19 protein-coding genes are annotated in these 16,407 nt (G+C 64.1%); 10 read left to right on the top strand and 9 right to left on the bottom strand.

Annotated features, from left to right (window positions below; translation table 11 throughout):
• Positions 1 to 24 precede the first annotated feature (24 nt).
• From NLX83_RS37400 to NLX83_RS37380, 5 genes are read right to left on the bottom strand one after another with little or no spacing between them, the layout of a single operon-like run.
• On the bottom strand, positions 25 to 2,400 hold the full coding sequence (locus tag NLX83_RS37400) for an FtsK/SpoIIIE domain-containing protein (RefSeq protein WP_254240012.1): 2,376 nt from the start codon (positions 2,398 to 2,400) through the stop codon (positions 25 to 27).
• On the bottom strand, positions 2,397 to 3,176 hold the full coding sequence (locus tag NLX83_RS37395) for a hypothetical protein (RefSeq protein ID WP_254240011.1): 780 nt from the start codon (positions 3,174 to 3,176) through the stop codon (positions 2,397 to 2,399). The genes NLX83_RS37400 and NLX83_RS37395 overlap by 4 nt, the downstream gene beginning before the upstream one ends.
• A complete protein-coding gene (locus NLX83_RS37390) occupies positions 3,173 to 3,493 on the bottom strand; it encodes a hypothetical protein (RefSeq protein ID WP_256565043.1) in 321 nt (106 codons plus the stop codon). The genes NLX83_RS37395 and NLX83_RS37390 overlap by 4 nt, the downstream gene beginning before the upstream one ends.
• A 5-nt stretch (positions 3,494 to 3,498) precedes the next feature.
• Positions 3,499 to 3,843, bottom strand: coding sequence for a WhiB family transcriptional regulator (locus NLX83_RS37385; RefSeq protein WP_254240009.1), 345 nt, complete (start codon positions 3,841 to 3,843; stop codon positions 3,499 to 3,501).
• Positions 3,840 to 4,034: a helix-turn-helix domain-containing protein gene (locus NLX83_RS37380; protein ID WP_254240008.1), complete on the bottom strand. Its 195-nt coding sequence runs from the start codon at positions 4,032 to 4,034 to the stop codon at positions 3,840 to 3,842. The genes NLX83_RS37385 and NLX83_RS37380 overlap by 4 nt, the downstream gene beginning before the upstream one ends.
• Positions 4,035 to 4,199: 165 nt before the next feature.
• Between NLX83_RS37380 and NLX83_RS37375 the strand changes: the two genes are divergently transcribed.
• Positions 4,200 to 4,586, top strand: coding sequence for a helix-turn-helix domain-containing protein (locus NLX83_RS37375; RefSeq protein WP_254240007.1), 387 nt, complete (start codon positions 4,200 to 4,202; stop codon positions 4,584 to 4,586).
• A 174-nt stretch (positions 4,587 to 4,760) separates the two neighbouring features.
• Entirely contained in the window at positions 4,761 to 5,888 is a 1,128-nt protein-coding gene (locus NLX83_RS37370) for a tetratricopeptide repeat protein (protein WP_254240006.1), read from the top strand.
• Here the strand turns inward: NLX83_RS37370 and NLX83_RS37365 are convergent.
• The 4 genes from NLX83_RS37365 to NLX83_RS37350 all read right to left on the bottom strand — a co-directional run bounded on the left by NLX83_RS37365 (position 5,874) and on the right by NLX83_RS37350 (position 10,044).
• Entirely contained in the window at positions 5,874 to 6,422 is a 549-nt protein-coding gene (locus NLX83_RS37365) for an NUDIX hydrolase (protein WP_254240005.1), read from the bottom strand. The two genes, NLX83_RS37370 and NLX83_RS37365, sit on opposite strands and share 15 nt — an antisense overlap.
• A 126-nt stretch (positions 6,423 to 6,548) precedes the next feature.
• Positions 6,549 to 7,919, bottom strand: coding sequence for a reverse transcriptase domain-containing protein (locus NLX83_RS37360; RefSeq protein ID WP_254240004.1), 1,371 nt, complete (start codon positions 7,917 to 7,919; stop codon positions 6,549 to 6,551).
• On the bottom strand, positions 7,909 to 8,532 hold the full coding sequence (locus NLX83_RS37355) for an SLATT domain-containing protein (protein WP_254240003.1): 624 nt from the start codon (positions 8,530 to 8,532) through the stop codon (positions 7,909 to 7,911). The genes NLX83_RS37360 and NLX83_RS37355 overlap by 11 nt, the downstream gene beginning before the upstream one ends.
• 345 nt (positions 8,533 to 8,877) lie before the next feature.
• Positions 8,878 to 10,044 (bottom strand): hypothetical protein, encoded by a 1,167-nt coding sequence (locus tag NLX83_RS37350; RefSeq protein ID WP_254240002.1) that lies wholly within the window; start codon positions 10,042 to 10,044, stop codon positions 8,878 to 8,880.
• 204 nt (positions 10,045 to 10,248) lie between these two features.
• Between NLX83_RS37350 and NLX83_RS37345 the strand changes: the two genes are divergently transcribed.
• The 8 genes from NLX83_RS37345 to NLX83_RS37310 all read left to right on the top strand — a co-directional run bounded on the left by NLX83_RS37345 (position 10,249) and on the right by NLX83_RS37310 (position 16,253).
• Complete coding sequence (locus NLX83_RS37345; RefSeq protein WP_254240001.1) at positions 10,249 to 10,596, top strand: hypothetical protein; 348 nt, start codon at positions 10,249 to 10,251, stop codon at positions 10,594 to 10,596.
• Positions 10,593 to 10,820, top strand: coding sequence for a hypothetical protein (locus NLX83_RS37340; RefSeq protein WP_254240000.1), 228 nt, complete (start codon positions 10,593 to 10,595; stop codon positions 10,818 to 10,820). Before NLX83_RS37345 ends, NLX83_RS37340 begins: the two co-directional genes overlap by 4 nt.
• Before the next feature lie 11 nt (positions 10,821 to 10,831).
• Positions 10,832 to 11,401 carry a hypothetical protein gene (locus NLX83_RS37335; RefSeq protein WP_254239999.1) on the top strand — a complete coding sequence of 190 codons (570 nt, stop codon included), beginning with the start codon at positions 10,832 to 10,834 and terminating at the stop codon, positions 11,399 to 11,401.
• A 221-nt stretch (positions 11,402 to 11,622) separates the two neighbouring features.
• Positions 11,623 to 12,201 carry a TetR/AcrR family transcriptional regulator gene (locus NLX83_RS37330; protein ID WP_254239998.1) on the top strand — a complete coding sequence of 193 codons (579 nt, stop codon included), beginning with the start codon at positions 11,623 to 11,625 and terminating at the stop codon, positions 12,199 to 12,201.
• A 62-nt stretch (positions 12,202 to 12,263) separates the two neighbouring features.
• Complete coding sequence (locus NLX83_RS37325) at positions 12,264 to 13,220, top strand: alpha/beta fold hydrolase (protein ID WP_254239997.1); 957 nt, start codon at positions 12,264 to 12,266, stop codon at positions 13,218 to 13,220.
• A gap of 350 nt (positions 13,221 to 13,570) precedes the next feature.
• Entirely contained in the window at positions 13,571 to 13,915 is a 345-nt protein-coding gene (locus tag NLX83_RS37320) for a histone-like nucleoid-structuring protein Lsr2 (RefSeq protein WP_254239996.1), read from the top strand.
• A gap of 137 nt (positions 13,916 to 14,052) precedes the next feature.
• Positions 14,053 to 14,697, top strand: a complete 645-nt coding sequence (locus NLX83_RS37315) for a TetR family transcriptional regulator (protein WP_254239995.1) — start codon at positions 14,053 to 14,055, stop codon at positions 14,695 to 14,697.
• Positions 14,694 to 16,253, top strand: a complete 1,560-nt coding sequence (locus tag NLX83_RS37310) for an MDR family MFS transporter (protein ID WP_254239994.1) — start codon at positions 14,694 to 14,696, stop codon at positions 16,251 to 16,253. The genes NLX83_RS37315 and NLX83_RS37310 overlap by 4 nt, the downstream gene beginning before the upstream one ends.
• The last annotated feature ends 154 nt before the right edge of the window (positions 16,254 to 16,407 follow it).

Below are 16,407 nucleotides of genomic sequence, written 5' to 3'. Positions count from 1 at the left end.
TGTTCATCCGTGCATCTGGCTCGGTTAGCCGCCATCGGCACCCCCGATCTCCTCATCGGGGAGGCTGCCGGGTTGGGTCGGGATACCGCGTTTCTGGGGGGTTTGCGGTGGTGTCTCTCCGGTGCGGGTTTGCCTCCCCCTGCCACGTTTCGCCTGGTCAGGTGGGGGAGTTTGGCGGGGGAGCCGGGTGGGGAGAACTCCCCCGCTCCCCACTGCCTCCCCCGGTGTCTCCCCACCTGTTTCGCTCTCGCGTCGGGTGATCGCGCGGGAGACCTCGTTGGCGATGACGTACATGTGTCCGCGAATCTTGCGCGGCCGTTCGCCGTGCGTGGCCAGTTCGGCTTTCAGGTCGGAGAAGCTCCAGTTGTCGTAGACCTCGGGGTTGTGCGCGGCGAGCCTTCCGAGCACCGCCTGAGTCCTCGCGCGGGTGTCACCGCCGAGAACGTGCGCGATGTCGGCCAGATGATCGACCGGCGCGGCCTCGATCTCCAACCGGCCTGACGCCGTGATCTCACGCCCGGCTTGTTCCATTGTGGACAGTGCGCGGGCGATCACCGGGGACACCATGTCGGTCCCGTCCTCGAACGGGATATAGAAGGTCCGCACCAACTCAAACACGTTGTCCGTCAAGCCAACCGCGACGGCGGTCCCGCGATCCTTGCCCATCCTCAACTCAGTCGCGCGGATACCCGCCGCGTACTTGCCGGACCCCAACAACCCATCGTTGGCGACCTGATCGGCGACGCTGAACGCCATGCCGCACATGACGTTGCGGGTCACCTCACGGGGGATGCTGTCCTTGGTCGGTGACTGGGTCGCCAGCAGCAGGATGATCCCGTACTTGCGTCCGCGCTTGATCAACCGAACAGCGAGTGCCGCCGCTTCCTTGCCGTATTTCTCGTGTTGGAACAGTTCGTGACACTCGTCAATCGCCATGATCAGCGGATGCAGCCCGAGTGAGCGCCGGTCGGCGAGCTTGCGGGAGACCTTCGGCGGACGGCCCAGCTGCTCACCGAGCACCTTGCCGCGTCGTTCCATCTCCTCCAACAGGTCCGACAGGGCTTTCACGGCGGCTTCGGCCACCGAGTCGTCCATGCCCATGTGGTAGCGGGCCAGGCGCGGTGTGAACGGGTCGAAATCCGGAGACTCGCCCATCACGAACACCCACAACTCCACAGTCGGATCGAGTGCCGCACCGAGCAGCAGCGTCCGCAGGGCGGCGGACTTGCCCTGTCCGGGTCGGCCACCGACCAACCAGTTCGCGCCGATCAACGGCGCGTTGATGACCAGCCCACGCTGGGACAGGCCGAACGGGACACCGTCGAAGACATCCACCGTGCCGTCGTGCTGCAACGGCCATTCCCCGGCACCACTGGACAACGCGCCCTTGTCGCCGATCCACAGATCGAGGATGCAGGCTTCATCGCCCATGGTCGGCCACACCTCCAGCGTGGCCCGTCCGATGTTCGCGGCCAGCCGGTCCCGCCGGTCCGCGACGTGATCGGCGGTGACTCCGACCGCTGGTAGGCGGATTTGCATTGCGGTGCCGTCCCCGTCCTTGCGGGCGGCGATCGTGTAATGCAGCGCTCCGCCGCCTTTGAAGAACTGGGTCAGTGGCGCGATTCCCAAGTGTGCCAACGCTTTCGACACCATCCGCTCGTCCACCCACGAATCCGCGTCCTCACGCTCGGGCCGCACCAACCAGCCCGCACCCGGAGACGTGTCCCTGCCTTCCCAGGTCGCGGCGACAAGCACCCCGACTACTCCGGCCACGGTCAGCCAGGGGCCGGTGGTGGCGGTGATCAGCCACAGGGTGTCGATCACCTCGTAGACGGTCGCGAGCCAGTCCCACATGTCCGCGCGATCGAGGAACGAGGCGATCAACCACAACAACCCACCCAACACGGCCAGGACAGCGACCGTGATCATGCTGCGCTGCAACACAATCCCGAACCGTGCCCACCGCGCTTTCGCGTCGGCACGAATCAACTCCTGAGCCTGCCGCCGTGCCTCAGGATCACCAGCGACACGGGCAGTACGGGCGTCCGCGCGAAGGTCGCCGTAGGTGAACCACGTCCACGCCTTCACGACCCACCGCCCGGTACCCCGCAGGGCGAACCACACCAGCCGCAAGGAATCCACCGGTGCCTTCTGCACCCGATAAGCCATCACCGCACGCATGTGGCGGGCTCTGTCCGACGTGGACACCGCGCGGACCGCTCGCTTCCACCGCGCGGCCAGCCACGCCCACATCGCTCGAACCGGCCGCGCCCGAACCGGCTCACCCAGCTCGTCCGGCTCACCGTTCACGGTGTCGCGGACGAGTTCGGCTTCGAACACCTTGGGCACCAACGCGTTCACGTCGCCGTTCACGGCCTCGTTGTCATCAGGGGTGTTCACGGCGCACCCCCGGCGACTTCGGCTGCCAGGGCGGCAGCCAGGCGGGGCGAAAGCCCTCGTGAGCAGTCCGTCACCGAACGCACCCACGCCGGGGTGACCTCGATGCCCGGTGTCCACGCCTGCCGCGCCTGGTTGAGGTAGTCGGCAAACGACGCCCGTCGAGCTGGTCGTTCACGACGGGGCGCGGCCGGTTCATGAACGCCCGTCCGGTTCACGGCATCGGTGAACGCGACATGCACGGCTTCGGTGAGCTTGTCGCGCACGTCGGTGACCGCTTCGGCGGCCACGAACACCACCAGCGGCGGCACCGAATGCAGCACCACCCCAGCCACAGACCCAACCGCCCACGACGACCACGTGTTCATGACATAGGTCGCGGCGAGGGTGAACCACTTCGCGCGACGCACCCACGGCCCCGTCGCCACCTGGTACCGGGCGGTCACCTGCTCCGCTCGCAGAATCGCCAGCAGCACAAGGGACACCGTCGGATCAAGCAACCACGCCGCCAACCACGGCAGCGACCAGGACGCCGATCCAGCGGCGGCGAAGTGCTGAACGTTGGACATCGTGAACGCCAAACCCAGCACGATCCCCGACCAACACAACCGATCCACCTGAGCACGGATACGTTCCACCCGCAGAGCGATAACATCCGGGTGGGTCTGGTAGGCGCGAAGCCGGGCGGCCTCCGCCGCGTCCGCGACCAGCTTCTCTACCCGTGACAGCGGTACAGCCTGGCTCTGTCCCGTGTGGACAGACCGAACGTTGGAGGTCATCGGCGACCACCCCGCCGGTCATCCAGCGCGGTGACGGTCAACGCCCGAACCAACACGAACGCAGCCAGCAACGCGGGCAACCCCAACGCAGCGACCACAGTCCAGAAATTCCGCCCCGGATGCGTGATCACCACCCACTGAACCGCCACAATCAACGCCGCCGTGAAGAACACCCGCCCCGCCAACGACAACAGCCGGACACTCGAACGAGCCGCCTCCCGTGCCGCACGAGCCTTGCGCACCACGGTCAACCACAACACGAACAACGCGACCAACACCACGCCAGCGGCAACCAGCTGAGATGTCGTGACACTCATCGACGTCACTGCCGCTCACCCCCGCCCCGACGCTGCGACCAGGACAGGAACACCCGACGCCGATCCTCCGCGTCGAGCACACCCCATATCCCGGCAGTGGCGTAGCCAGCGGTGCGCAACTCCCACTCCAGACACTCGGCGGCAACCGGGCACCCCGCACAGATCCGCGCCGCTCTCAGCCGGTCCGCCCGGTCGTCGCCGGACCAATCCGGCGCATCCCCGGACGTGTAGAGCCACTGACACAACCCGTCCCGCGACACCACATCCCACAGCTCGCCGGTAGACGTGTCGGCGAACCGATCCAAATCGGCCGCCACCTTGTCGGAGAACTCCTCGTCGTTGTCGGTCATCGCGCACCCCTGTCGAGCACCCGCCGCAACTCGGCGGCGGGGATCACGAGCCGCGAACGGCGCAGGACGGTACGCACGACGCCGACCCGGATCGCGCGATTGAGCTGCTTGCGGTGGACGCCGAGAATCCACGCCGCGTCGGCCACCGTGTAGAACGCCGGACCACCGGCGTCGGGCATTTTCTTCTGCATTGGATAAGTCCTTAAGTCGACTCGCTGATTTCAGCGAGAAAAACAAGCTGATTTAGTCGCGCGAATGCGCAGAGGGGTCCAAATGCGCGACGCATGCCTGATTGGGGCGCCGCGGAATCGCGTCAAGCGCTAATCTCGGCGCTGAGGCGGACCACGGAGGAATGGGTGTCGGAAGACTGGGCGGCGGTCGCGAAGACCATCAACGAGCGCGTCCTTGAGCTCGGTTGGAAACAACGCGAACTGGCCGAGCGCTCGCAGGTCTCCCAGGCGATCGTCCGCGAGATCCAGAACCACACGGTGGAGCGCAAGCGCAGTGACCGCACCCTTGAGGCGCTGTCCGTGGCCCTCGGGCTGCACCCTCAACACCTGGCGGCCGTGCTGCACGGGCGCATCCCGCCAAGCCTGGGACAGCCGCGCGAAGACATGGAGGACGCCGTGTCGGCCCGCCTGGCCGTGATCGAGCGTCGGCTGTCGGAGATCACCGAACAGCTTGTCGACCTTCAGACAGATATCACCGGACTGGTGCGGCGTGACGGGAATCGCGGCGCTTAGCCGAAACCCCATTTCCCGTTCGGCCTCATTGGCCGTTCGGAGTTCGTTGCTTTCGTGTGCCATGCCTCAACGAAACGGCATCTTCGCGCCTGCCGGGAGCTGGCAGCGGTTGACACATCCCGTGTTAACTCGTGTTATTTCCGCAGATGGATGCCGTTATCAGGACCGGTCATCATGACTGCGGCAACGCCCTTGCAGGCCGCACGAGTCGAGCTTGGCTGGGGTCAAGAGAAACTCGCACGGGCGATCAACGACCGCGCCCTTGCGCATGGATTGGCCGTGCGCTCCATCGCGAGCCGGAAGACCGACATATCCCGATGGGAGAACGGGCACGTCACGCCGGAGGCGCCGATGCGCGCCGTCCTGCGCGAGATCTACGGCCGCACGGACACCGATCTTGGCTTCCCGTCCGATGACACCGCGTTCGGCGAGGAGTTGACCGAACGGCTGATCATCGCCAAGCGTGTCGATGCCCGAACCATCACGCTGTTCCGTCAGGAGGTCGATAGCGTCCGACATGCCGACCGCCGGTTCGGATCAGCTGTCCGGCTCGATCGGCTGCGCGGCCACATCACCGAGGTGGAAGACCTGTTGCGGCATACGTTGTTGCGGCGCGATCGTGCGCCGCTGGCGGCGGTGCTTGTCGAAGCGTCCACATTGGCCGGATGGACCTCACTCGATATCGGCTCGCTCAATCAGGCGTGGACACACTACGAGCGCGCAAAATCCGCTGCACTGGAGTCCGGATCGGCAGCTCTGCTAGCCCACGCCACCGCTGAACAGGCGTATGTGCTGATCGACGCGGGCAACATCGACGACGCGCTTGCGCTGTTCGCGGAAGCACGGTCGATCAGTGAGCACGCGCCGCGCCTGTTGCGCACGTGGCTCGCTGCCGCAGAGGGAGAAGCCCACGCAATCGCCGGGCACCGTGATGGAGCGTTGCGCGCGTTCGACGAAGCCGATGCGCTGCTACCAACCGAGGTTACTCACCCCGAACTACCGTTTCTCTTCCTCGGCGGTACTCACCTCGAACGCTGGCGCGGCAACGCGCTCGTTCACCTTGGTGCGCCAGAAGCGATTGGCCACCTCGAAGGACTGATTGCAGACACCCAACCGTCGTTCGTCCGTGCAAGCGCCGCGATCTACGTCGATCTCGCCACCGCCTATAGCGCCGCTGGCGACCGGGAAGCCGCCCGGACCTACGCACAGCAGGCCCGACGGATCATCTCCCAGGTCGGCTCCGTGAGGCTCCGGCACCGGCTCGAACGGCTTGTGCTGCCAGGCGATTCACGCTCGGCGTGAATTCAGGTAGTAGAGCAGGGACACCAGCGTGCCGGAGCCAAGTAGCTGTTGGCGCTGCGCGAGTTCGTTCACGCGGGACAGCGACACCCACTCGACCCGCCCGACTTCCTCGGTGTCGGTTGGCTCGCCGACATGCTCAGCCGCGCGCCACAGATAGACATCGACCGGCGCCGTGACCTGTCCCGGCAGCGGTTCGAAGCTCACAAGGTGCTCGGGTGCGCCGACCGGCTTCCAGCCGCTCTCTTCGGCGGCTTCCCGCGCGGCCGTCCCTGCTGAGTCGTCCCCGTCGTCGACCATGCCGCCGAGCAGTTCGTACCCCCACTGCTCGGTGGCGAACCGGTAGCGCCACAACATCAGCGCTTCATCCTGGTCGTTCACGATCAGCGCAATAGCGATCCGCGCGAGGTGCACCACGTGGTACTCCCAGCGCTCCCCGTTCGGCGCCTGAACGTCTGTCAACCCAACCTTGACCCACCGGTTGTCATAGACCAGCCGCTCACCGAACGTCTTCCACGACCCATGCTCGTCAGACACAGGGCGCAGCCTACGGCCTGAGTAGGTCGCCAGGAGTTTCTGTTGGCGAACTGCGACGTCCGCCGCAGAGTGGCGCCCTAGATCCTTGCGGCAATTGGCCATATCCAACTTGATTCGCCGCAACGACTACGAAAGATCTCCTATATCCTCCTCAAGTTCAGCGATCGCCTTTCCGGCAAGCCGGTTGAATTGAAACTCAACTTCCTTATCGGAAAGAAGCTCAATATTGCGATAGGCAAAAGCTTCTGAAAGAATCACCCTCATCTCATCGATACTAATAAGATCAAAGTTCGGCACGTATGAATTCCCGGAAAGGGCATGTTGCCCTGACCGTATTTGCCAGTACGTCCGCATGAAGGTCTTGACTTTGAGGGTATCCGGCAAGTTGAACCGTGCTGCAAATCTCTTCACTGTCATGTCAAGATTTTTTAGAACTGTCAGGTCGTTCACCTGCCGAAAATAGAACACCCATCCGCGAGCCGTATTCTTGTATATGCATCCCGTGATAATTAGGTTAGCTTTCCATTGGCACCGGGCGAGCGCAACCCTCTCAGACTCTCCTGATGAAGACTTAGCGTACCTTGTAAAAGCGCGCGCCAATGATGACTCGACTTTATGTACGCTCGCAAAACGCACTGAAATCTTGGTGCCGAAAAATCGATACCCTAAGTACTCGAAGCCTTCGGAAATCGATCCCGCACCAGATTTCCCGCCTCGCTCATTCGGATCATGTACTTCTAGGTGCTCCTTCTGAAATAGTCTGCCCGCCTTTTTCTTGAGGCTATCCACATCGCTGCTGTGGCACAGAATCAGCACATCATCGACAAAACGTACATAAAAACAGCGCTCGTCTGCTTGCATTTTGACATCGATTGGCCTCGCTACAAGCTCTGCTAGGATGTTCGATATTGCCAATCCTTGCGGCACGCCAGAGCCTTGAAGCTCAACCTTCTTTTTCGCACGATCAGGAACAGTGGGCGTCTTGATAGCTTTCAAAATCAGCGAAAGTAATTCCTTCTTTCGCACTCGCCAACGCAGGCGCGCAATCACTCTTTCGTGAGAAATATTGGGATAGAACTCTTTGACGTCTAGCCGGATAAATGAATCATAAGTACCCAGTTCGAGGGCCTCTTTTACAAGCTGAACTTTAGCTTGCGGAATAGATCCTTTGAATTCCGGATAAACGCGGCCTAGAACCTCTGCCACCGCACGTAGGGCTACACGATCGCGAACCGTGGGAACCGAAACGACTCGCGGCGGCTTGCCAGCCCCCTTGGACTTAAGCAACTCGCGATACTGAGTAAATTCATGCTCTCCCGACCGCAGTTTTCGCGAAAGCTCTTCGCAGGAGAAATTTAGATTCTCCCTAAACAGCGCAGGAGACACCCCGTCTCGACCACGTGCCGACTTCTTTTCGACTTGCTCTGAAAAGGTCGACATCAAACTCTCTTGACTGGTCAGTCTCTTGAATAGAGAGGAAGCGGTTTCAGAGTCCATTGAAGAACCAGCCAATAAATGGGATCAACAGGAGAACGGGGATTGAGAGGGTGAGATACGGGAGAACGTCTAGGAAGAAGTTCTTAATAGTGTCTTTTGTCAGCGTCCCGGTTGCGCGATCGTGGTCGCCTTTAGCATGGTTCTCTGAGGATTCTATGGCGATCTCGTACTCTTTTTGGAGTTCAATGTAGCGCTGCGCCAGATTCTCTGCGACTGCGATCACAGGTAGGCGCTCCGCCATGAGTGAGATTTGCTGGATGCGCTTATAGCTAGCTTCCATTGATCGTGCCCGAGCTCCGTAATTTACGCTGGACACCACCAATGAGACAACCAGAGAGAAAACTGACAAAACGACCATCAGGGCGTTCCCGCCGTTGCCATACATCTTGGGTTCAACCAGCTGGCCGGTCGATGCGATGGTCGTTGACGTAGCTAGGGCAATTAGTGAAGTGTTCCATGAAGCGTTAAGTCTGACTATCCTCTTGTGCGCCTGCACTCTTGCCAAATATGTGGCAAATGATCTGTTCTCCAACTTCTTGATGGCTTCCAATAAGGGCGGTTCGGCCACCAACCTATTGCGGTTGTAAATAAACATCAAAGACACCACCCGCATGCGAGTCTCACCGAAGTGAACGGCCGAAGCCGACAATTATCACTGCTGCCCAACTCCTAGAGCTGAGCTAGTGACCGAACCGCTGGACGCTTTTAGCATCCTCTTTTGGTTTACCCGACCGGCATGGGGCAGTCAAGTAAACTTGGTCACGATTTGGCGTCTCCGGTCAAACGTTTTGACCACCTTGCTCGAAGTTTTCTCCAGTCCAAGAAAATGGCTAATGGCTGATTCGGATGGCAGGAAGTCGACGGCGGGGATCGATATTCAATTCTCTTGGAGAAGTAATTCTTTTTCGTCCTGCGGCTAGAAACAGAGCGTTGCTTGCCATAGACAATCAGTCGATGGCTAGCTCGCCAGTTCGCGGAGCTGGGCAATCCGCCGTTGCTGGCGCACCGATCCGATCTCGGCTGCCAACGTACGCGCACGAGCCGCGTGTGCGCGGCCTTGTTCGCGCTCGCCCATGGCCAGGAAAGCTGTTGCCAAGTCGACCCGCAGTCCCGCCTCAGCTCGGGTGAACGTAGGGTCAAGGCAATTCAGTGCAGATGAAAGAACGTCGACCGCTTCCGGTTCGCCGATGCGCGCGAGGGCATGCCCGCGCCATCGCGCGAGATGTACAGGGTCGAGCACCACAAATGGCCCGTCCATTGTGGATACATCTGTCGGCAGTAGCGTCGATGCGCGGTCGAAAGCACGCAAGCTTGCCGATCGCTTTCCGTCTGCCGCGAGTGCTTCGCCGTGCGCGGCTGCAAGCCAGGATTGGAGCAGGGGGCTGATGACACGTTGGCCGCGCCGCTCGGCGTTGTGCAGCAGCTCAACGGCGGACGCTGCCTCGTTGACCTCGATTAAAACGAAGGCTTGTTCGGCGGCACTGTGTACTTCGAATGCCACATCTTCGGTTTCGCGGGCTGCGTCTCTAGCTTGTTCGTAGAACTGCCACGCGTTAGCCACGGAGCCCATATCAAGCGCCTGCCACCCAGCAAGCGTGCCGAACTCGGCAAGCAGTGCCGCGAGTCGTTCACGAATTCTCGGAGTCAGGCTATGTGACCGTAGGCGCATGAGCTGCCGAATCTTGATCGCTACCTCATCGTGCGCCGTGGTTGCGCCCAACTGTCGATCAAGGTGACGAACGGTGTTGAGTTGGTCGTGTATCAAGGTCAGGATTTCGGCATTCACTCGGCGGGCAGCGCTCAACTGCTGCTTTAGCTCCACGTCCCCAGTGTCGGCCCGCCGTAGCGTGTCGGGCGGAGATAGCAGCTCATCAATGGTGAGGTCCAGCATTCGTTCAAGCAGCCGCACCGTGGCCGGACGAGGCCGACCGACCGGAGAACCGTCCGACTTGCATCCAGCGATCAAGCGCTTCAAGTGCCGCTCGCTGATCGAACCCGGTTCTCCGAAGGTGCGTGCGAACTCTTCGGCGGCCGTGGCGAACTCCGCAAGTGTCTGATTTCGCTGGCGGATCTTTAGCTCAAGAACCGTACGCGGAGAGCCCTCGCGTTGATCACTGGCTGTCATCTCACCGCCCCTTCCCAACTGCCTGGCCTCGGAGTGTCCCCAACGTGTCCCCGGCGCGACCTGGCGACGAAATGAGCGCCTGAGACACGCTGATTTTAGTCGAGCATGACCCGTCTTGGCACGGATGCCCGACCGTGTCCGACGGCCGATGGCTCCGAACTCCCCTATGGCGCCGCCTGGACATCCACTCTGCGAGGGGCTGCGATGACGCAAGAAGGATGGTGGGCGTTGGCCCCGCTGGCGCTCGTCACGCTCGCAACCGGTACGTGGACTCTCATCGACCTAGTTCGCGCGATCCCGACCCGGCAGCGCTTGTTGGCTTCCAGGCCGCTGGAGCCGCAGAAGCGGATCTATGCCAACGCGATCACATGCGGGTACGACGGGCGGGAGCACCACGTCACCGACACGTCGTTCCACAAGGGCCAGCCCGCCGGGCGCTATGTCGCCCTGTGCGGGCACATTGTCGAACCATTGCCCATGTCAGCACCGTCCGGCCGACCGTGCGTTGGCTGCCTCGGCGTTCTGCGCAACTTCCCAGAGGGTGCGCGATGAACAGCCATCCACTCGACAAGCCGAGCACGCAGAGCCGACTCGCTGAGCCAGTGATCGACTGCCAGGATAGCGCCGCCCGCGCACTGTTCGCGTTGTTCATGTCCAATGTGGACGCCGGAGACGATTCGGCAAATGATGTGCTGATCGAGTTCATGGACCAACGCCGCTATCGCGCTCCTGGCCACTCGGCGCCAGGTACTGCACCCGGAACGGCTGAAGCCTGAAGGAAGAAGGCATGCGGCTGCCATATGAGCCTGATGATGACATCACAGCCGAAGAGCTGATCGGCATCGAACTACGGTCGCCGGACGTCACCCGCTGGCGGGCCATGATCACTGACGAACGCGTCATCCAGACCCATCGCGTCTTGAAGTCGATCTATCGCACGATCGAGATCACCTTTGCCCACCGCAACGCTGAACTTCGCGAGGTCCGAGCAGCCTTCCAGGCTGGTGTGATCACCGAGCGGCAACGGTGTGATGCCGTCGCTGAATACGAGCGCTGGAAGGGGCGTGCGTTGACGTTTCGGTCGCGGGTCGTCCTACGCCTCGAACAGATCGTGCACCGCGTACGCCAACTTACGGGGGATCTCACGTTCGAAGGTGCCCAGTCGGCCCTGCTGCGACTCGCCACCGCTGTGGCTGATCACCAGATCACGGTGGAACGGCAGGGCGAGGCAACAGCCGCTGATCGGCTGCTGTGGGCTCGGCTGACGACGCTGACCTACCCCGTGACGCGTAACGAGGACGTTGCGCCAGTGGCCTTGGCCGATGCAGTCAGCCAAGCTCGTCCGCCTCAGAAGTGAAGAACGGCCGACGTGCGCAACCCAGCTCCTGGCGACATCCGCGCGGCGTCTGAAGCAGGTCACAGTTATGCAACCAAATGAGACTTCGCCTTTGGGGCGTTAGATGCCCCGAACGACCCGTTCAGGGACCTCAACGCCCCGAACGACCCGTTCAGGGAATAAGCGCGGCGGAGTGCGAGGGTTACTGGACCGAGCGTTCCAGAGTTGCTACAGTCTGCGTCATGGGCAGGACCAAGGAGTTCGACCCCGATGTGGCGCTGCGGGCGGCGATGGAGCTGTTCTGGCGGCGGGGCTACGAGGCCACCTCGATGCAGGACCTCGTCGACCACCTGGGCATCGGCCGGGCCAGCATCTACGCCACGTTCGGCAGCAAGCACGAGCTGTACCTGAGCGCCCTCGACCGCTACTGCGAGGGCATGGACGGCACCACGCTCGCCGCGCTGTCCCAGTCGGGGCCCGCGCTGCCCGCGGTCCGCGCGGTGCTGCGGTCCTTCGTGGAGAACGCCCTCGCCGACGAGGAACGCAAGGGCTGCATGGTCACCAACACGGCGGTCGAGTGCCTGCCGCACGACCAGCAGGCCGCGCGCCGCGTCGACGCCAGTCACGACGCGATCGAGACGGCGCTCACCGGCGGGCTGATCCGGGCGCAGAGCCAGGGCGAGCTGGCCGGGGACCGCGATCCGCGAGCCATCGCCCGGTTCCTGGTGACCTTCCTGCAGGGCCTCCAGGTGATCGCCAGGACCGGCAACCGGCGCCGGTTGACCGACGCGGTCGAGCAGGCGCTGACGCTGCTCAACTGATACTCCGGGCGTCCTTTGTGCTGCCCTTTTTCTGGAACGATCGATCTATTAAAGGAGTCGGTATGGGCTGGTCCTTACGCCTCAAGGCCGGAGTCGTCGCGGCCGTGCTGGTGCTCAGCACCGGTGCGGGCACGCCGGACGCGTTGTCGGACGGCGCGCTCGCCCGCTCGCTGCCCGGGGACTTCCGAAGCGAGCACGCGGACGTCAACGGCACGCGGCTGCACTACGTCGTCGGCGGGCGGGGGGAACCGCTCGTCCTGCTGCCGGGGTGGCCGCAGACCTGGTGGCAGTACCGCAAGGTGATGCCGGAGCTGGCGAAGAACTACCGGGTGATCGCGGTGGACCTGCGCGGCATGGGCGGCTCGGCCAAGCCGCGGGTCGGGTACGACAAGAAGACCATGGCCGCCGACATCCACGCGCTGATCGGCAGGCTCGGCCACGACAAGGTCAACCTGGCCGGGCACGACATCGGCGCGATGGTGGCCCACAGCCTCGCCGCGAACCACCCGGCCGCGGTGCGCAGGCTCGCGCTGCTCGACGTGCCGCACCCGGACGAGAGCCTGCGGCAGCTGACGCTGCTGCCGGACCCCAAGGGCGCCGCGCACCTGTGGTGGTTCGCCTTCAACCAGGTCGAGGGGCTGCCGGAGCAGCTGGTGAGCGGCCGGTCCCGGGAGATGCTGGACTGGATGCTCGGCCGGATGCTCGTGGACCAGGCCAGCGTGGACGAACGGGCGCGGCAGGTGTTCGCGCGGGCCTACGCCACCCCGGACGCGATCCGCGGCGGCAACGGCTGGTACCAGACGTTCAACCAGGACATCGAGGACGTGAAGGGCTATCCCAAGGTGTCCGTCCCACTGCTCGGCCTGGTCAATGGCAGCCTCGGCCACGATGGCCTGAGTCAGGTCCTGCCGAAACAGGCGACGGACTTCCGGGTGGTCAAGGTCGCGGGCAGCGGTCACTACCTCGCGGAGGAACAGCCGCGCGCGGTCCTCGACGAACTGCGCAGGTTCTTCGGCTGAGGCGTTATGCCGCGCTGTTGCGATTGCGGGGCCGCCCGCAATCGCGACAAGGTGACATAACGTGAGACGGGGTCGGGGTCCGGCGCGCCCGCCGCGCTAATCAATTGAGGGATTTCCTCCACATTTCGATCAGGGCCGACGCCCAGCCGGTGCGCAACGCCGTGACCACGGGGTTGACCCCGGACGACGGTCCAGGGCGGGTGCCGTGTCCGTGAATGCGACGGTGGCGCCCGGCGCAAAAGCGGGACGGGCTATGTCGAACCCCGCGCGGGTTATTTGCTACTGTCGCGCCCAACGGGGCGACATAACCGGCCAAACCCGACCTGACCACACCTTCACGGGGGCACATCATGGCTCAGCTCACCATCGTCCAGCTCATTGATGACCTGGACGGAACCAGTAGCGAGGACATCTCGCGCGTCGAGTTCGCCATTGACGGCGTCGCTTACGAGATCGACCTGAACGAGGAGAACTCGGCGAAGCTGCGGGACGCGTTCGCGCAGTACGTCGACGCCGCGCGCCGGGTCGGCGGCCGGGCGAAGCGGGGCACCGCGCCGGGCCGGGCCGGTTCGACCCGCAGCAAGGACGAGACCCGCGCGATCCGCGACTGGGCCAAGGCGAACGGGCACGAGGTCTCCGACCGGGGCCGTATCCCGAGCAACGTCATCCAGGCTTTCGAGGCGTCCAAGAACTAGGCGAACACCCAGTCCTCGCAACGGGGGCACCACCGCGGGTCGCGCGGTGGTGCCCCCGTTGCGCGTGTGCGCGGCCGCACAAACGTGCAGAGACTGCAACTGTGCAGAGACTGCAAGATTTTTGCTAGCGTGGTCGCATGTCACCGACCGACCAGGGGATGGGCCTGCGCGCCCGCAAGAAGCTGGAGACGCACCGGGCACTGGCCAAGGCCGCCCTGCGCCTGGTGGCCGAGCGCGGGCTGGACAACGTCACCGCCGAGGACATCAGCGCCGAGGCGGGCGTCTCGCCGAGGACGTTCTTCAACTACTTCCCGTCCAAAGAGGACGCGATCCTGGTCGCCTACCCGGAGTCCGAACAGCGCGGTGAGCAGCTCGTCCGGCGGTTCCTGGACGCGCCCGCCGACCTCGGCCCACTCGACGCCCTGCTGTGGATGATGTCCGAGGAACTGGTCCTCTTCGACGAGAACCGCGAGGAGTGGCTGAGCCGCTTCGCCATCGTCGACAGGCACCCGGCCCTGATGGCGCGGGTCGTCTCCGGCCAGCTCAGCGGCGAGCGGAAGATGATCGACGCGATCGCCGAGCGCACCGGCCTCCACGGCACCGAGGACCTCTACCCCGCGCTGCTGTTCGCCGCCTTCGGCGCGGCGGTCAAGTCCGCGATCAAGCTCTGGGCGCACCACGGCGGACGGCGACCGGCCGCCGAGCTGATCCGCGCCGCCATCGACTCGCTCGGCGCCGGGCTGCCCGTGCCCGCGCACAGACCAACCAGGGGGAACTCATGACCAGCACCGCGACCGCGCCACCACCGGCGCCCCGGCAGGAGCACCGGGAGCCCGGCCGCCGCGTCGTGCTCCAGGCGCTGTCCGGGCTGATGATGGGCATGTTCGTGTCCATCCTCGCCTCCACCGTGGTGGCCAACGCGCTGCCCAGGATCATCTCCGACCTGGGCGGTTCGCAGTCGGCCTACACCTGGGTGGTGACCACCGAGCTGCTGGCCATGACGGCCACGGTTCCCTTGTGGGGCAAGCTCTCCGACCTCTACAGCAAGAAGCTGCTCGTCCAGCTCTCGCTCGGGCTGTTCCTGGTCGGCTCGCTGGTCGCGGGCCTGTCCCAGGGCATCGACGTGCTGCTGGTCAGCCGGATCGTGCAGGGCGTCGGCGCGGGCGGGCTCACCGCGCTCGCCCCAGTCATCCTGGCCACGATCGTCTCGCCGCGGGAGCTGGGCAGGTACTCCGGCATCCTCGGCGCGGTGTTCGCGGTCGGCACGGTCGCCGGACCGCTGATCGGTGGCGTGCTCGTGGACACCCCGTGGCTCGGCTGGCGCTGGTGCTTCTTCATCGGCGTCCCGTTGACCGCGGTCGCGATCGTGCTGCTGCAGCGCACGCTCAACCTGCCGACCACGCGCAAGGAGGTGCGCGTGGACTACCTCGGCGCCGCCCTGCTGATGACCGGGGTCTCCACGTTGCTGGTGTGGTCCTCGTTGGCGGGCAACCAGTTCCCGTGGGGTTCGTGGTGGACGGTGGTCCTCGTCGGCGGCGGCCTGCTGATCCTGGTCGCGGCGCTGGTCGTGGAGTCCCGCGTGCCGGAGCCGGTCCTGCCGCTGAGCCTGTTCCGCATCCGCACGGTGACGCTGTCGATCACCGCGAGCTTCCTGGTCGGCGTCGCGATGTTCGGCGGAACGGTGTTCCTGTCCCAGTACTTCCAGCTCTCGCTGGGCAAGACCCCCACCCAGGCCGGGCTGCTCAGCCTGCCGATGATCTTCGCGATGCTGATCTCGTCCACCGTCTCCGGGCAGCTGATCAGCCGCACCGGCAAGTGGAAGTCGCACCTGGTGCTCGGCGGCGTGCTGCTCATCGCCGGACTCGGCCTGCTCGGCACGATCAGCGCGACCACCCCGGTGGTGCTGCTCGGCTGCTTCATGGCGGTCCTCGGGTTCGGCGTCGGCCTGCTCATGCAGAACCTGGTCCTGGTGGCGCAGAACGACGTGCCGCCGAGAGACCTCGGCGCAGCGACCTCGTCGATCTCCTTCTTCCGCAGCCTCGGCGGTTCCATCGGCGTGAGCGTGCTCGGCGCGGTGCTGGCGAACCGCGTCGGCACTTTGACGGCTGAAGGTTTCGCCGCGGCGGGAATTCCGGTGTCGGGACATGGAGTGGTGCCGAATTTGTCGCAGCTGCCGGAGGGGGTGGCTGGGGTGGTGCGCAGTGCTTATGGGGTTGCTACTAGTGAGCTGTTTTTGATTGGTGTGCCTATGGCGGTGTTGGCGTTGGTGGCTATTTTGTTCATCAAGCAGATTCCGTTGAAGACGCAGAGTGCGGGGGAGAGGTTGGCTGAGTCTTAGGGGTTTGGCTTCCAGTCGGGCTGGGCTTCCAGCTTTCGTGGGCTGGGCTTCCAGCGTGGGGCGCTGGGCTTCCAGCCTGGGGGTCGGCTTGACCTGGGGGCCCCTTGCGCGTGCCCTTGGGCCTCTCGGGGGCACGGGATGAAACCCCGGCCCT

Source organism: Allokutzneria sp. A3M-2-11 16 (assembly GCF_024213555.1).
Classification (GTDB): Bacteria; Actinomycetota; Actinomycetes; order Mycobacteriales; family Pseudonocardiaceae; genus Allokutzneria.
This window is presented reverse-complemented; position numbering and strand designations above follow the sequence as displayed.

What these genes read in the sequence shown, in the direction of transcription:
- NLX83_RS37360 (WP_254240004.1), bottom strand. Translation starts at nt 7,919, where the DNA reads ATGGACTCTGAAACCGCTTCCTCTCTATTCAAGAGACTGACCAGTCAA.
- NLX83_RS37370 (WP_254240006.1), top strand. Translation starts at nt 4,761, where the DNA reads ATGACTGCGGCAACGCCCTTGCAGGCCGCACGAGTCGAGCTTGGCTGG.
- NLX83_RS37310 (WP_254239994.1), top strand. Translation starts at nt 14,694, where the DNA reads ATGACCAGCACCGCGACCGCGCCACCACCGGCGCCCCGGCAGGAGCAC.
- NLX83_RS37350 (WP_254240002.1), bottom strand. Translation starts at nt 10,044, where the DNA reads ATGACAGCCAGTGATCAACGCGAGGGCTCTCCGCGTACGGTTCTTGAG.
- NLX83_RS37380 (WP_254240008.1), bottom strand. Translation starts at nt 4,034, where the DNA reads ATGCAGAAGAAAATGCCCGACGCCGGTGGTCCGGCGTTCTACACGGTG.
- NLX83_RS37390 (WP_256565043.1), bottom strand. Translation starts at nt 3,493, where the DNA reads ATGAGTGTCACGACATCTCAGCTGGTTGCCGCTGGCGTGGTGTTGGTC.
- NLX83_RS37320 (WP_254239996.1), top strand. Translation starts at nt 13,571, where the DNA reads ATGGCTCAGCTCACCATCGTCCAGCTCATTGATGACCTGGACGGAACC.
- NLX83_RS37385 (WP_254240009.1), bottom strand. Translation starts at nt 3,843, where the DNA reads ATGACCGACAACGACGAGGAGTTCTCCGACAAGGTGGCGGCCGATTTG.
- NLX83_RS37315 (WP_254239995.1), top strand. Translation starts at nt 14,053, where the DNA reads ATGTCACCGACCGACCAGGGGATGGGCCTGCGCGCCCGCAAGAAGCTG.
- NLX83_RS37345 (WP_254240001.1), top strand. Translation starts at nt 10,249, where the DNA reads ATGACGCAAGAAGGATGGTGGGCGTTGGCCCCGCTGGCGCTCGTCACG.
- NLX83_RS37340 (WP_254240000.1), top strand. Translation starts at nt 10,593, where the DNA reads ATGAACAGCCATCCACTCGACAAGCCGAGCACGCAGAGCCGACTCGCT.
- NLX83_RS37355 (WP_254240003.1), bottom strand. Translation starts at nt 8,532, where the DNA reads ATGCGGGTGGTGTCTTTGATGTTTATTTACAACCGCAATAGGTTGGTG.
- NLX83_RS37335 (WP_254239999.1), top strand. Translation starts at nt 10,832, where the DNA reads ATGCGGCTGCCATATGAGCCTGATGATGACATCACAGCCGAAGAGCTG.
- NLX83_RS37325 (WP_254239997.1), top strand. Translation starts at nt 12,264, where the DNA reads ATGGGCTGGTCCTTACGCCTCAAGGCCGGAGTCGTCGCGGCCGTGCTG.
- NLX83_RS37330 (WP_254239998.1), top strand. Translation starts at nt 11,623, where the DNA reads ATGGGCAGGACCAAGGAGTTCGACCCCGATGTGGCGCTGCGGGCGGCG.
- NLX83_RS37395 (WP_254240011.1), bottom strand. Translation starts at nt 3,176, where the DNA reads ATGACCTCCAACGTTCGGTCTGTCCACACGGGACAGAGCCAGGCTGTA.